Origin of the sequence: Sphingobacterium cavernae, assembly GCF_008520265.1 — a bacterium.
GTDB lineage: Bacteria > Bacteroidota > Bacteroidia > Sphingobacteriales > Sphingobacteriaceae > Sphingobacterium > Sphingobacterium cavernae.
Window position 1 is genome coordinate 226,804 of record NZ_VIQM01000040.1, and the last position, 14,976, is coordinate 241,779.

Annotated in this window: 15 protein-coding genes; 5 read left to right on the top strand and 10 right to left on the bottom strand. The window is 36.2% G+C overall.

Features of this window, described 5'->3' with window-relative positions; translation table 11 throughout:
- Positions 1-14: 14 nt before the first annotated feature.
- Positions 15-593 carry a fumarate hydratase gene (locus tag FLS47_RS08515; protein ID WP_223225191.1) on the bottom strand — a complete coding sequence of 193 codons (579 nt, stop codon included), beginning with the start codon at positions 591-593 and terminating at the stop codon, positions 15-17.
- Complete coding sequence (gene fumC / locus FLS47_RS08520; RefSeq protein WP_149913944.1) at positions 554-1,951, bottom strand: class II fumarate hydratase; 1,398 nt, start codon at positions 1,949-1,951, stop codon at positions 554-556. Before fumC ends, FLS47_RS08515 begins: the two co-directional genes overlap by 40 nt.
- 136 nt (positions 1,952-2,087) lie before the next feature.
- Between fumC and FLS47_RS08525 the strand changes: the two genes are divergently transcribed.
- The gene (locus FLS47_RS08525) at positions 2,088-2,588 is read left to right on the top strand and encodes a hypothetical protein (protein WP_149913945.1); all 501 of its coding nucleotides are present in this window, start codon (positions 2,088-2,090) and stop codon (positions 2,586-2,588) included.
- On the opposite strand, the gene FLS47_RS08530 is transcribed toward FLS47_RS08525, so the two are convergent.
- Positions 2,589-3,158, bottom strand: a complete 570-nt coding sequence (locus FLS47_RS08530) for a hypothetical protein (protein ID WP_149913946.1) — start codon at positions 3,156-3,158, stop codon at positions 2,589-2,591.
- Positions 3,159-3,295: 137 nt separating this feature from the next.
- Here FLS47_RS08530 and FLS47_RS08535 point away from each other — a divergent pair, with 137 nt between their 5' ends.
- Positions 3,296-4,912, top strand: a complete 1,617-nt coding sequence (locus FLS47_RS08535) for a S41 family peptidase (protein ID WP_149913947.1) — start codon at positions 3,296-3,298, stop codon at positions 4,910-4,912.
- Here FLS47_RS08535 and FLS47_RS08540 read toward each other — a convergent pair.
- The 5 genes from FLS47_RS08540 to FLS47_RS08560 form a co-directional block, all read right to left on the bottom strand.
- On the bottom strand, positions 4,909-6,024 hold the full coding sequence (locus tag FLS47_RS08540; RefSeq protein ID WP_149913948.1) for an endonuclease/exonuclease/phosphatase family protein: 1,116 nt from the start codon (positions 6,022-6,024) through the stop codon (positions 4,909-4,911). The genes FLS47_RS08535 and FLS47_RS08540 overlap by 4 nt on opposite strands.
- Positions 6,024-6,884: a DUF6576 domain-containing protein gene (locus FLS47_RS08545; protein WP_149913949.1), complete on the bottom strand. Its 861-nt coding sequence runs from the start codon at positions 6,882-6,884 to the stop codon at positions 6,024-6,026. The genes FLS47_RS08540 and FLS47_RS08545 overlap by 1 nt, the downstream gene beginning before the upstream one ends.
- 11 nt (positions 6,885-6,895) lie before the next feature.
- Complete coding sequence (locus tag FLS47_RS08550; RefSeq protein WP_188347392.1) at positions 6,896-7,609, bottom strand: rhomboid family intramembrane serine protease; 714 nt, start codon at positions 7,607-7,609, stop codon at positions 6,896-6,898.
- A 14-nt stretch (positions 7,610-7,623) separates the two neighbouring features.
- Positions 7,624-9,504: a DNA mismatch repair endonuclease MutL gene (mutL, locus tag FLS47_RS08555; RefSeq protein ID WP_149913950.1), complete on the bottom strand. Its 1,881-nt coding sequence runs from the start codon at positions 9,502-9,504 to the stop codon at positions 7,624-7,626.
- Between the two features lie 111 nt (positions 9,505-9,615).
- Entirely contained in the window at positions 9,616-10,086 is a 471-nt protein-coding gene (locus FLS47_RS08560; RefSeq protein ID WP_149913951.1) for an Lrp/AsnC ligand binding domain-containing protein, read from the bottom strand.
- Between the two features lie 308 nt (positions 10,087-10,394).
- On the opposite strand from FLS47_RS08560, the gene FLS47_RS08565 reads away from it, so the two are divergent.
- A complete protein-coding gene (locus FLS47_RS08565) occupies positions 10,395-11,438 on the top strand; it encodes a hypothetical protein (protein ID WP_149913952.1) in 1,044 nt (347 codons plus the stop codon).
- Here FLS47_RS08565 and ruvC read toward each other — a convergent pair.
- Complete coding sequence (gene ruvC, locus FLS47_RS08570; protein WP_149913953.1) at positions 11,435-11,998, bottom strand: crossover junction endodeoxyribonuclease RuvC; 564 nt, start codon at positions 11,996-11,998, stop codon at positions 11,435-11,437. The two genes, FLS47_RS08565 and ruvC, sit on opposite strands and share 4 nt — an antisense overlap.
- An 89-nt stretch (positions 11,999-12,087) precedes the next feature.
- On the opposite strand from ruvC, the gene FLS47_RS08575 reads away from it, so the two are divergent.
- Together FLS47_RS08575 and FLS47_RS08580 are read left to right on the top strand one after the other, a co-directional pair.
- The gene (locus FLS47_RS08575) at positions 12,088-13,065 is read left to right on the top strand and encodes a lysylphosphatidylglycerol synthase domain-containing protein (RefSeq protein WP_223225192.1); all 978 of its coding nucleotides are present in this window, start codon (positions 12,088-12,090) and stop codon (positions 13,063-13,065) included.
- Positions 13,049-14,179 carry a glycosyltransferase family 2 protein gene (locus FLS47_RS08580; RefSeq protein ID WP_223225193.1) on the top strand — a complete coding sequence of 377 codons (1,131 nt, stop codon included), beginning with the start codon at positions 13,049-13,051 and terminating at the stop codon, positions 14,177-14,179. The genes FLS47_RS08575 and FLS47_RS08580 overlap by 17 nt, the downstream gene beginning before the upstream one ends.
- On the opposite strand, the gene FLS47_RS08585 is transcribed toward FLS47_RS08580, so the two are convergent.
- Positions 14,176-14,913, bottom strand: a complete 738-nt coding sequence (locus FLS47_RS08585; protein ID WP_149913954.1) for a 1-acyl-sn-glycerol-3-phosphate acyltransferase — start codon at positions 14,911-14,913, stop codon at positions 14,176-14,178. The two genes, FLS47_RS08580 and FLS47_RS08585, sit on opposite strands and share 4 nt — an antisense overlap.
- Between the last annotated feature and the right edge of the window lie 63 nt (positions 14,914-14,976).

A 14,976-nucleotide genomic window follows, 5' to 3' on the forward strand; every position in this document is an offset into this window, starting at 1 on the left:
TTTTAATTTAAATTTTACATTTCCCAACGTTTTTTAGGGACGCAGGTAATATCTTGCGTTTTGCGGAGAGTAATAGGTTTGGACTCAAACTTATTTTGCAAGACGATGCTATCAGCAGCAATAGAAATAATTTTAAAGCGGGGCAAATACTGACCATTTTTGTAGCAGCCAGATATCTTTTGTTTGCCGTTTGCACGTGTATATACGCCTTCTACGACTAAACTGTCGCCACGTTGTACGTATACACCTTTAGCATATTCTTTCCAATTTCCATTCTGGAAACAAGAGTCAGGCATTGTTTTGGTTTTTGCATGGACATCCATTACTGCATAAATGGAATCACAACGAAAAGTGAATTCGTGAAGCGTATAATTCAACAATTGTTCCTTATTGTCAACACTATCTTGTACCCATACACCTTGAAGATCTTTCACGCCTTCAGTCTGCATATCCGAATGACGGTAGCAGCTCGAAAAAGCGAAAAGCATACCCAGCAAAATTGATAGGTATGCTCTTGTTAAATTGTATTTTTTCGAAAGTTTAATCACTAAGCTTATTTTAAACTTCCAACCATTTCTTCTGGTTTCACCCATTCGTCAAACTCTTCAGCTGTCACATAGCCTAATGCAATAGCTGTTTCTTTCAACGTAGAGTTGTTTTTGTGTGCTGTTTGTGCAATTTCAGCAGCTTTGTAGTATCCAATTTTAGTATTCAATGCTGTTACCAACATCAATGAATTGTCTACTAATTCTTTGATACGTGCATAATTAGGCTCGATACCTACAGCACAATGCTCTTCGAATGAAACACAAGCATCACCGATAAGACGAGCTGATTGTAAGAAATTAGCTGCCATTAATGGCTTGAAAACGTTCAATTCGTAATGACCTTGCGTACCACCAATAGTGATAGCGACATCATTACCCATTACTTGCGCTGCTACCATTGTCAAAGCCTCACATTGCGTTGGGTTAACTTTACCGGGCATAATAGAAGAACCTGGTTCGTTTTCAGGGATTAAAATCTCCCCAATACCCGAACGAGGGCCTGAAGCCAACATACGAATATCGTTCGCAATTTTATTCAATGAAACGGCCAATTGCTTTAATGCGCCGTGTGTTTCTACAATAGCGTCGTGTGCCGCTAAAGCTTCGAATTTATTAGGTGCAGTCACAAATGGATGACCCGTAAATTCTTCTATATATTTAGCTACTACGACATCATATCCAGCAGGTGTATTCAAACCAGTACCTACAGCAGTACCGCCCAAAGCAACTTCTGCTAAGTGAGCTAATGTGTTTTTAACCGCTTTGATGCCATAGTTTAATTGCGCTACATAACCTGAAAGTTCTTGACCTAAAGTCAATGGCGTAGCATCCATCAAGTGTGTACGACCGATTTTCACCACGTTCATAAACTCTTGAGATTTACGTTGTAATGTATCACGTAATTTTTCTACACCAGGAATAGTGATTTCTACCACCGCTTTGTAAGCTGCGATGTGCATTCCCGTAGGGTACGTATCGTTTGAAGATTGTGATTTGTTTACATCATCATTCGCTTTCAATACAGGCTCGCCTTCACCGATTTTGCCACCAGCCAATACTTGCGCACGGTTAGCCACAACCTCGTTTACGTTCATGTTGGATTGTGTACCTGAACCCGTTTGCCAGATTACCAATGGGAATTGATCATCCAATTTACCAGCTAAAATTTCGTCACAAACTGCAGCAATAGCATCACGTTTTTCGATAGGTAATACGCCTAATTCGTGGTTTGCATACGCAGCAGCTTTTTTCAAATAAGCAAAACCCTCAATAATTTCTTTCGGCATAGAGCCTGAAGGTCCGATTTTAAAGTTATTACGTGAACGTTCAGTTTGTGCACCCCAGTATTTGTCTGCAGGTACTTGAACTTCACCCATTGTATCTTTTTCTATTCTGAATGACATGATAGTAAAGTTTTATTTTTTTGTGTCCCAAAGTTACTGAATTATATATAGAATAGAAACTTGCAGCTGCATATGAAAAACAACATTATTGTCAAAAAATAGTATATTTAATAATCTTTCACTCTAATTATATGTTATGATGAATGTTCATAAGTTAACAGGTTTTATTTTATCAGTTTGTGCTTTTATTCTTATTTTTTCATGTGTAGGCGAACGTGGTTCTGATACGGATAATTCAGATTCAATATCCGCTACACTTGATACGACTCAAACAATAGATAACGATGTTTTTGGTACGCTTTGGACGTATGATGCGGAGGGAGATAGTATGGTCAAAAATGATATTCCAGATGATTTGACTGTTTATTTTGTGATGGATGTGCTCAATAAACGATATGAAAAGTTAGACTTAAGTCTCTCAAGAACTTCTGCTGATACAGTATATGTCAAGTTAGGTGATGTTTCTTATTTAGAACAATTGGGTTCGACAGGCAACTATGCTTTCATGGCTGAAGTTGTGTATTGTTTGACTGAAATTTCCACTGTTAATTTGGTAAAATTTGATTTTCCAGAATTGGATCATGCTTCACCAGGAATTTATAGAAGAGAAGACTTTGACAATAAAATCGTAGAATAATTACACGCCCAGTCGCTTCTGCATATGTTCTTCGATATGATGAAACAATTGTCTTGGTTTTAAAGTGCGCCAAGGAATTTCATTCAAGAAGCCTCCAATGTTCAAATAATAATCAATATTCTGCGATTGCAACTCTTCTATTACATGTTCTCGAAAATGCAAACCTGCAATCCAACCATCTTCAATGTCTTGAAACCATTCTTCGTAATAGGAATCATCAGAACCGTGGAAATTTAGTACATTCTCACCTATTAAAATATATTTGGTAATGCCTTCGCCAATCATGATGTCGATTATCTCTCGCTTGAGCAGCATAATGTCATTGTAAATGGCGTCATTCCACTCTCCAATAAATTCAATAACAGCAAACTGTTTATCGTAATCCGTATAGATGACCTTCAGATAAAGTGTCTGTGAACCAAAGTCATCCCATTGGGGATGTAAAAGGTAGTTATACACTTGTTTATCAAATTCGAACTCATTGTAAACCGTGCCGTAGAATGGAGATTTCTCATCATCCGCAGCAATATAGTCATGTCTCCAATTGTAGAAAGGTTCGATTTCGTGCATAAATTCCAAATTAAATTCAAAGATTGGTAATTATTTATTGATAATAAAGAGATTGGAATACAATTTGTTTTAATAAATATTGAATTATCTATACATTAAATAGAATTAACTGTTATTTTTGCTCACGCGTTTATTTCATGCAAAAAGGTACTGGAAGGAATCTATTTGTAGCTGCTACTTATGCTGCTACGCTTTTACTCGGATTGATACTGGGGCAAAATTACGTTGCGCAACAGAATAACAATCCAGGTGTATCGCTTGTGCCGATTGGACTTTCGGATAATTCGTACAAAATCCAGCAAGTTCTTGATTTGCTGTCAAACTCGTATGTGGATAGTATTGATTTGGATTCTTTGCAGAATGGCGCAATAAACCACATTATTTCGCACCTTGATCCATATTCCACGTATTTAGTTCCTAATGAGTCCAAAAATCAAAATGAACTTTTAGAAGGTACTTTCGAAGGTATAGGTTTAGATTTTTTTAATCTCAATGACACTTTACTGGTCGTTGGTGTGGTGGGAAATGGTCCCGCAGAAAAAGCAGGTTTGAAAGTAGGTGATCGTATAATTCGTATTGATACGACATTTGTTTCTGGACGAAACATTGGACAAAAAGTTGTTGATCGATTGATGCGTGGCAAGAAAGGCTCTGTCGTAAATATATACGTGAATAGAGAAAACGCGCCATCGAACCAATTGTTTAAAGTGAAGCGGGACCAGATCAATGTGAGTTCTATCGATGCTTCGTATCTATTGGAACCGCAAATTGGTTATGTGAAAATTAGACGGTTTGGTCTGAAGACTGCCGATGAATTTAAAACATCCATTACCGAACTTAAGAAACAGGGTGCTAGTAATTTAATCTTAGATTTGAGAGATAATGGTGGTGGTTATTTTCACATTGCCATAAAAATAGCAAGTGAATTTTTCGCGGATAAGAAGCTATTGGTGTACACGCAGGGTGCTCATGAGACAAAGAGGGAATATTTTTCAGATGGAAATGGAAATTTTGCATCCGGTAAATTGGTTGTTTTAGTTAACGAATCTTCGGCTTCCGCTTCAGAAATCGTTGCGGGTGCATTGCAAGATTGGGATCGCGCTACTGTCGTAGGACGTCGTTCCTACGGGAAAGGCATTGTGCAGGAGCAATTTGATTTCTTGGATGGTTCACGCATTAATTTGAGTATTTCCCGTTATTATACGCCTTTAGGACGATCTATTCAACGCAAGTATACGGCAAACTGGTCTAATATGGTTGATTATGTGACTATGTATAGAGGATTGTGGGCTTTGGATACAACATATACCAGCAATCAAATTTTCAAAACTTTGGCAGGGCGTGAATTATTCAGTGGAGGTGGTATTAGTCCAGATGTGACTATAAATATCGATTCCAATGCGACTAGCCTGTTGTACCAAGAAATTCTGAAATCCAGTTATATCGAGCAGTTCGTCTACGAAAGATTTACAAAGCTGTTGCCCGCATATTCAATTGAGAATTTCCTGCAAGGTTATAGACTTCCACAGCAAGAATATGATACGTTTATAGAATACCTGAAACAACGTGGTCTCGTGATCAGCGAACGTAAGAAACGTGATCTATTAAAACTTATTCAATCGGATATAGAAGCAATAGTTGGACGTTATTATTTTGGCAGAGAAGCTTATTTCAAGGTTAAAAATAGATATGATAATTTTGTGGAAGTTGGATTGTTGCTTTTGCGTCCCGCGCCTACTGATGCTGCTTCTTAATAAATCAAATCGGCCCAAATAGGGTAGTGATCGGATAATTTTTCCTTAAGAATACCGTAATCATCTATATTAATCCTCTTGTCAGTCATGATATAATCAATTTGGAAGATGGGTAAAATGCCGAAATAGGTCACTCCCCAACCAAACCCCTTTTCTTGAAAAGCATTATTCATATTCTTACTTAAAAGATTGACACTGTAGGACATTGGCGTATCGTTAAAATCGCCCATTACAATATAAGGATATGGACAGCTTGAAATGTGTTTGACCAGTGTGCTCGCCTGATTACTGCGACTCGTAAACGCTCTTTTTAATTTACGCCCTAATTTCTTAGTTTGCTCTTCGTTTTTCACCTGTTCGGTTGGAGATTTTTGAATGAAGTCTTTATCTTCTTCTTGCAATGCAAAGGAGCGTAAATGCACATTGTACACGCGTAGCGTATCTGCTTCACGTTTGATATCTGCGAAGATAATACGGTTAACACCATATCCATTTTCTTCTATCGCTCCTGAATTGATTATCGGATATTTCGAATATATGGCTTGTCCATATCCTTCGTAATCATTTTTTTGGAAGGGTTCGAAGTAATAATCCTCAAAGTCCCCTTCGTCTCTAAGTGTTTTTGTAAATTGTTTAGAACCTTTTAGTCTACTGTAAAATTCTTGGAAGCAGGCTACATCGGGATTTATAGTTCGTACGAATTCAATTGTTTCTTCCCTAAACTTATTTTTTTTGTTGTCGTAATGTTGAAAGAGGTGCACATTAAAACTCATGACACGAACGATTGTATCCGCTTTGATAAGAATTTTATCGTTTTTATTTTTAAAATTTATATGTTGAGTTAGGAAAGACCAGCCAGCTACAATCGCAAGTAGACTTAATAATGCATTTCGTTTTTTACGTAAAAGCCAATAAACAATAAAGCCACAATTGATAAATAAAATGGGTGGATAAGCTAGTCCAAAGAATGCAATAATCCAAAATTCGCGTGGGTCAATAAAAGAAGCACAATAACTCAATAGCAAAGCTACTACAGCCAAAACATTAGCCGTAAAAACTGTCTTGCTAAAGAAACCGAGTTTTTTCTTACGTAAAAACGGTTGGTTTTTCATCAATCTCCTTTTTTGCTCGCGCGAAATAGCATTTCTTTCTCTCGAGGAGTAAGACTTTCATAGCCTTTGAGCGAAATTTTATCTAATATTTGGTCAATCTGTTGTTGATCTGGATATTCCTGATCCTTGGTTTTGCTTGTTTGTGCGAAATTTCCTTTTACTACTTTCAGTTTGCTGTTTTTCCTTTGGAAGATTAAGCTCCAATCTTTTCCACGTTGCAATTGTCTCGTAAACAACATTCCTGCAAACACAACGATTAAATAACTCAATGCAGCAGCTTTATTTGTTGTCACTAAGAAAGCGAATTGAAGTCCTAAATAGACAGCTGCAATCCATTTGAATTTGATTGTGCCTAACAGCAATAGACGCAGTTCGGAATTCGGTACTAATAACGATAAACTACTTATCATAGCACCAATTCCAAAAGCAATTGTACTCCATGTTAATCCTGGCGTATTGAAATAGGGAATAAACCCAAGCGCCAAAAATAATAGTGCTCCGAGTGTTAATCCACCAATTAAAACGGTGTTTAATTGATGTTTACTTAGAAAATTTAAATATAGATTGCCAATCCAATACAACCAGAGGCAGTCAAAAAGTAAATTCCAGAGACTCGAATAAATAAAAGGATGTACGAAGAATGACCAAGGCTGTGCTATGAAATCTTGTATGCCGATAGGTAGCACAGTTTTATTTAACAGTAAATTATACAAATCCACTGAAGTAGTCTCCGAAAAGGTAAGAAGGTCAAAAATATGCAAGAGAATGAATAGGACAACTTGTCCTGTAATAACATACGGGATAATGGATGTCGTTTTGTAAGTGTCTCTTAAAAATGTTTTCAAGACATTCTCTTTCATGTTATTCATTGTTAATAATATCCTTTTTTATAGCCCCACATCTTAATCATAAGATAACCGAATAAAGCACCACCAACATGTGCTAGATGCGCTATGGATGAACCAGAATTATTAAAACCTAAGTAAATTTCGATTAAAATATATCCGCCTACAAAGTATTTAGCTTTGATAGGAACAGGAATAAACATAAAGTAAAGCGGCATATTTGGGTAGAAATAAGCAAATGACAATAATAAACCAAATATTGCACCCGATGCTCCAACCATTGGAGTTGCGTATATTGATCCCAATTTCCCTAATTCATCACCAGTAAGCGGTAATTGAGATGAAATACGATTCGCTGCTAAATCTAGATTTATTGATTCTGCTGCAAATGGAGAACCAATGATTTGAGAAACTTCAACAGCTTGAACGCCGTATTGTAATACCAAAGCACCTAATGCCGTAATTAGATAATAGTTTAAAAACCGTTTTGAACCAAACATTTGTTCGATTACAGGTCCAAACATGACTAAAGCAAACATATTAAAAAACATATGTGTAAATCCACCATGCATAAACATATAGCTGATTGGCTGCCATACTTCAAAAAATGGTGAATCAGGATAATACACACCTAATAAACGGTTTGCATTTGGAAATATCATAGTGCCCACAAAACAAATGATATTTATTATCAATAAGTTTTTGACTACAGGCGAAAGGTTTCCTAAAATATTATTCATCTAATTTAATACGATTAAATTTTGTCAAATTTTTCCATCAATTCTGCTAGTGTGAGCGTGATGATGGTTGGTTTTCCATGTACAGATATATTTGGGCTTTCGCACGCAAATAATTTGTCAATTAATTCTTCAATAGCATCGTTATTCAACGCGATTCCCGCTTTTATGGCTGCACTTTTAGCCAAAGATTTAGCAAGATGGTCTCTTTTGTCTACTTTTAGTTCTGTGCGATTATGTTTATAATCTTCCAAAAGTTGTTCAATAATCTGCTTTTCGTTGATATTATTTCCCAAATCTGCTGGAATTCCATCTACAATATAAGTAGTTTTTCCGAAAGGTCTTAATTGAAAGCCTAAAGTTTGTAATTCGGGAAGAATATCATCCATCAACTCAAAATCCGAAGGGGATAAATCTATCGTCGTCGGAAACAAAGATTGTTGACTACTACCTTGATTATTTTCCAATTGCTCTTTGTATTGCTCGAACAAAATACGCTCATGCGCGGCTTGTTGATCAATCAGCATAATGCCAGAATGAATTTGCGAAACGATATATCTATTGTGTATCTGGAAAAAACTTTTTTTCGATTCTGCTTTCGGAATGATTACAGGTCGCTCATCTGTTTCTTGCTCTTCTTTATCCAATAAAGGCAATTGCGTAGCTGTTTCTGTTTCTGTGATTTGATACAGTGAATCCCAATTTTTAGGAACGGCCTCGCGTTCGAATCGTGAACTATAATCATTTGATCGTGAATTATTTGAAGGCCTTAAAGAACCGATTTCACTTTCGAAAGGATTAAAATTTGGATTAAACGTAATTGTAGGCGCTTGTATTTCATCAATAGGCTTAGAGGAAATCATTCCACTAAAGCTTGTTTCTTGATCAAAATCAAGTGATGGCGTAATATTATAACGCCCTAATGAACGTTTTACGGCAGAACGAATTATCGCATAGATTGCTTTATCGTCCTCGTATTTGATCTCTGTTTTTGTAGGATGTACGTTGATATCAATTTTGGATGGATCAATATCGATAAACAATACATACATAGGAAAAGTCTCCGAAGGTAAAATCTCTTCATACGCATTCATCACGGCATGATTCAAGTACGGATCACGGATAAAGCGTTTGTTTACGAAGAAAAATTGCTCACCTCTAGTTTTCTTGGCATATTCTGGTTTGCCAATAAAACCAGTTAAATTTATAATCGAAGTTTCTTCTTCTACAGGAACTAATTTTTGGTTATAATTATTCCCAAAAAGATGCACAATTCGTTGCTTTAGAGTGCCGGGAGTCAAATGAAACAATTCATTATTTTCACTATGAAGACTCAAGAAAATTTCTGGATTAGCTAAAGCGATGCGTTGAAATTCGTCTATAATGTGTCGCATTTCCACAGAATTGCTTTTTAGAAAATTTCTACGCGCTGGAATATTGTAAAAAAGATTTTTTACTGAAATACTTGTGCCAGCAGGCAATGCTTCTGGAAATTGATTGACTACTTTGGTACCTTCAATCTGAACAACTGTCCCCAATTCATCCTCAATGCGTCTTGTCTTCAATTCAACTTGCGCAATAGCGGCGATAGATGCCATAGCTTCTCCGCGAAATCCCATCGAACGGATGGCAAACAAATCTTCAGCTTTACGTATTTTGCTGGTTGCATGACGCTCGAAGCATAATCGTGCGTCCGTAACACTCATTCCACAGCCATTATCAATGACTTGAATTAACGTTTTTCCAGCATCTTTGACAATAAGTTTTATACGATCCGCACCAGCGTCAATAGCGTTCTCAATCAGTTCTTTGACAGCTGAAGCGGGTCTTTGTACCACTTCTCCAGCAGCAATTTGATTGGCTACTGCATCAGGAAGCAATTGAATAATATCCGACATACGGCACAAAGTTACAAAAAATAATATGGCTAATTATTTGTCTAATGTATAATCTACAGCATAAAAAAAGGCAGCCAAAGCCGCCTTTTATAACTGTTTAAAAGTCAATCACTAGAGTGTAATTTGACGTTTTATACTTTCTTCTAACGAGATAATTGTTTCTGTACGTTGAATACCTTTTAGTCCTTGTATATCTTCATTCAATACTTTACGAAGATGTGCTGTATCGCGACATACAATTTTTGCAAACATACTGTATTGTCCCGTGCAATAATGCAACTCAACAACCTCTTTGATGTTTTTCAATTGTGCTACTGCATCCGAATATTGAGATCCTTTTTCTAAGTAAATTCCCAAAAAGGCAGTAATATCAAATCCTACTTTCTGTGGATTAATAATTAAATTTGAACCATGAATAATCCCTAGTTCTTCCATCTTCTTCATGCGAACATGAATTGTACCACCTGATACAATTAATTTTTTCGCAATTTCAGTGTATGGAATCGATGCATCTTCCATTAAAATGGACAAGATTTGAACATCAAGATTGTCTAAATCGTAATTAGAATAATTTTTTTCCATGAATGTGATTTTTTCCAACAACCGCGAACTCCATCGCGATAATTGTGATATTTAGCTTTTGTTAGAGCAGAAACTCAATTGTTATTTTAATAGATTGATGTATTCTACAGACAATCAGAAAATATTCTTTCTGCGAATGAACCAATTTTTAGCCATAACGGTTGAATCTTTTGCAAAAATAATAACAAAATTTGATATTTTATTTGGTTTTTTTGAATAAATGCAAATTAAAATTAACATATTTATATAACATGACATTGTTTAAAATTTATTAGCTTTAATTAAAAAAAATAAACTGTGAAGGGAAGATGGAAATAGAGGATGTAATTATTTCACGTAAGAAGCCTATTTATCCGGTTGGGCAAGGATTGGCAAAATATTTAAAGATGTATCAACGTGATGCAAAATTGCCTATATCTTATTTTGATTTATTGAATTTTCAGGAAACAGTGCCAGTTATGGATAAATTTGGCAACGATACTTTCTGGGAAACACCTTTATACCCACCATACATGCAAGATCAATTGTATGATGGCTTGAAAATCATTTATGCCAAGCTGAAAGCTTCGGGAAATACGCGCATAGTGCAACACAAAATCATTGATCGCATCGAATATTGTGCTTTCGGAAATACAAGACCTTTTCGGATTCGTATTATTAATAGGCTGAATGATGTTTACGACTATTTTTATATTAAGCAAGCAGATGCTTCACGGATCTATGGCTTGGAATTGGAAGAAATTTTGTCTCCTAATCAAGTGAATTATCTCTATGATTTCGAAACCTTGGTTGAAGAGCATATCGTAGGTATTCCAGGAGATGTATTTAGTAAAACCAGAATTACGCATCCAGATTACAACCAAACACGTATTGCTAAAGAGTTTGTGAAATTTAATGAGCGCTGCACCATAGCTTTGTTGGGTGATATGCGGGCTTATAATTTTGTGATGCAGATAACACCAGATTTTGATGATTTTCAATTTCGCATACGTGCAATAGATTTTGATCAGCAATTTTATGAAGGCAATCCGAAGGTCTATATGCCACAATTTTTCAAAGAATGTTACCCCTATGTGAAGTTGTGTATGGAGCATTTGACGGATAAAACAGTTTTGCAGTATCAGCAAGAGGAGCGTTCATCTATAGTTCATCGTGTGCGCAGCGAGCGCCATCGGATTAAAGATTTGCGGGATGCTTCAAGAGGACAGGAGTTGTCTACGCAAGAAAATATCAGGAGCTTACGCGAAGGTTATGCCAAGATTTATGCTAATGACCAATATTACCGTTGTAAAACGATGACGGATATTGTAGAATTAAATGTAAAAAACGTAGTTCGTTCGGTACAAATCTAGCGTACTCTGTTTTCGTTGTCTTTGACAAAAGCAGACCAGCCCGAATAGCTTTTAGAACCCGAGGTGGTGTTTTGCTGAAAGGAATGACAAACTGCCACCGCCAAGCCATCGGTAGCATCTAAGAATTCGGGTGTTTCTTTAAATCCTAGTAAAGTTTGCAACATCGCAGCCACTTGTTCTTTGCTGGCATTACCGTTACCTGTTACAGATTGCTTAATCTTACGAGGCGAATATTCAAAAATCGGAATATCTCTACTCAGTGCTGCTGCCATTGCGACACCTTGCGCACGGCCTAGCTTCAACATGACTTGAATGTTTTTTCCATAGAATGGCGCTTCCAAGGCCACACAATCAGGATTGTATTCATCAATCAAAGCCAATACTTTTTTAAAAATACGTTGCAACTTCAAGCCATGGTCATCCAAATGTCCCATTTTCACCACACCTAATGTTTCGAGCGAAACCTTTTTTCCGGTTTCTTTCACTACACCATAGCCTAGCACAACTGTACCGGGATCGATACCAAGAATGACACGCTCTTTGGCCTTTTGTTTTAGCATACAGCAAAAATACGGTTTTGCTTAGGCTTTTTATCTATTACGATTGTTTTACATAAAATTATTGTTAAAATTGTGCGACCAAAAGGAAAATGCTGACAAAGACGCAAAAGAAATATTTCAATTATACCCTCAAATTGACTATCGTTGGTTTGGCATTTTGGTTTATTTATACTAAAATCAATAATCAAAAAAATTTATTAGAATTTAAGTATCTAATCAACAGCATAAATACCACTGCTATATATTGGACAATTGGAGTTGTTGTTTTTCTAATGTTTTTAAATTGGTTTTTTGAAGTTGCTAAATGGCAATATCTGATTAGAGATTTGGAAGAATTGAATACTTGGAAAGCTGCCAAATCTGTTTTTTGTGGTTTGACATGGGCTATTTTTACACCAAACAGAATTGGCGAATACGGCGGTCGTATTATGCTATTAAAAGTAGAAAATAGAGCTAGAGGCGCTGTGTTAATGGGGGTTGGTTTGTTTGCTCAATTAGTTTTAACTAGTGTTTTTGGTGCGTTAGGTATTGCCTGGTTTGTCTCTACTTTTTTAGAAACTCCATCTGCCGTACAATTCGGGATTTGGATATTGGCAGCGATTTATGGACTTGCTTTTATATTGTTATATTTCAATGTTTATTGGGTCGATATCTTAGTAAATAGATTTAAAATGCTTCAGAAAATTCAGCCTTTTTTTGATGTGCTAAGAGAAGTAAATGTTTCTCAATTAGGTTATGTATTATTACTCTCCTTAATTCGTTTTATAATTTTCACATCACAATATATATTGTTAATGCAAGTAATTTTGCCGGATCTAGCTTTACTTCCAATGATTCTGATGATTTTTATCTTATTCTTTGTGCAGTCGGCATTACCCACGTTAGATATTTTTGATTTCAGTGTGCGCAGCTTTGTTGCGAGTAATTTGTACGCTTATATTACGACGCAAGATATTGCGGTGATGGCAATTGTTTCTTTTATTTGGTTTGTGAATCTGATTCTCCCTGCTATCATAGGATCGATTTTTGTGTTGAATGTAAATTATTTTGGTGATAACAATTCTTAATCTCATCCTGACTCTCTGTGCACTTGTTTATGTGCTGATCGTGATTTATTTGCGCAAAGGATGGTCAACTATTCCATTTTTTTTGGCAGATAAAACATCTGATAAAAGGGTTTCTATTCTTATTGCTGCGCGTAATGAGGAGCAAAATATTGCAAGAACTATTGATGCTATATTAAATCAAAATTATCCCACTTCACAATTGGAATTAATCATTGTTGATGATCATTCTACAGATAGAACAGCCGAAATCGTTCGTTCTTATGGAGATAGAGGCGTCAAATTGTTGCAATTGCAAATAGGTGATAAGCTCAATTCGTACAAAAAGTATGCAATCGCGAAGGCGATAGAAATGGCATCGGGCGAAATAATTGTTACAACAGATGCGGATTGTCGAATGGGACGCAATTGGATTCGGACAATTATGGCTTATTTTGATCAAAACAATAGTTTTTTGGTTTCTTCGCCAGTAGCCTATTCCGAAGAAAAGTCGAAATTCGAGGAATTGCAAACGCTAGAATTTTTGTATTTAATTGGTCTTGGCGCTGCAGGAATCGGAAACGGCAATCCAACGACTTGCAACGGTGCAAATTTAGCCTACCGTCGTGATGTTTTTTTTGAAATGGGTGGTTTCAAAGGGATTGATAATTTGGCGTCTGGGGATGATGAGCTTTTCTTGCATAAAGTAGCGGAAAAGTATGCAGATAGAATTGGTTTTTGCAAATCCCGTGAAGCAATTGTGTATACCGATGCGAAACCTGATTTGGCTTCGTTTATTAGTCAACGTAAACGTTGGGCTTCAAAAAGTACAAAGTACAAAGACAAGAAGGTAATTGTGTTGGGTGTCTGTATTTGGTTGTTCAATTTGGCTTTAATATGCTCGTTGCTGGGATTTCTAGTTTTATTGCCTGCTCAAAATGGGTGGCTATTGACGGCATTTGGCTTAAAGATGTTTGTAGAATTGCTGTTTATGATTCCAGTTTTATCTTTTGCTAAAAGATCTGAATTACTTAAATATTTACCGTTTCTGACGGTCATCCATACTTTTTACCTCATCTATATAGGTGTAGCGGGAAATATTGGAAAATACGATTGGAAGGGCAGACAGGTTAATTAACCTTCTACCTTGGCGCGAACTGTATCTTCTGCTAATTGCACAATTTCTTCCAAAGATAGGCCTTCAGTTTTCAATGGATCTAATATTTCCCACTTCAATGGCGTGAAAGGTCTTAAGGGAAACATGCTATAACTCGTCATTTCGTAAGACCCTGTGATCGCCACAGGAACAATCAATGCACTTGGATTTTTCTTCACTAACGTCGCAATCCCGCCAATATTAAAATGTTTCATTTTACCATTTCGCGTTCGCGTACCCTCTGGAAATATGAAGGCAGACCAATTTTTCTGTTTCATATTATTCGCCAGTTTCAATATTTCTGCAATTGATTGTTTTGGATCTTTACGGTCAATATTAGCAGCACCACCATGTTTCAAATTAAACGATATGCTCGGTATTCCAGCTGTTGCTAACTCAATTTTGGAGATAAACTTGCCGTGAAATCGGCGTAGAAAATAAATCATCGCTGGTATGTCGTACGTGCTTTGGTGATTTGCAACGAAAATAATGGGTGTATTTAGCGGTAAATTCTTGTTGTCAATAAATGTAACTGTATTGAAAAGAATATAATTACAGTGTGTCAAGAAGAAATTAAGGATATCTACACTTCTTTTGTGCGCTGAATAACCTCCAACTTTCAAGCATACCCACTGAATAGGATGGAAAATAATCAACAGAAGGGCAAAAGCCAAATAAAATATTGGGGTAAGAATAAATCCTAAAATTTTTCTCATGTTTCGATTCACTTAAAATTTAGCAAATATAAACATAAGGTTTCGAGTATAGAAAACAACTTT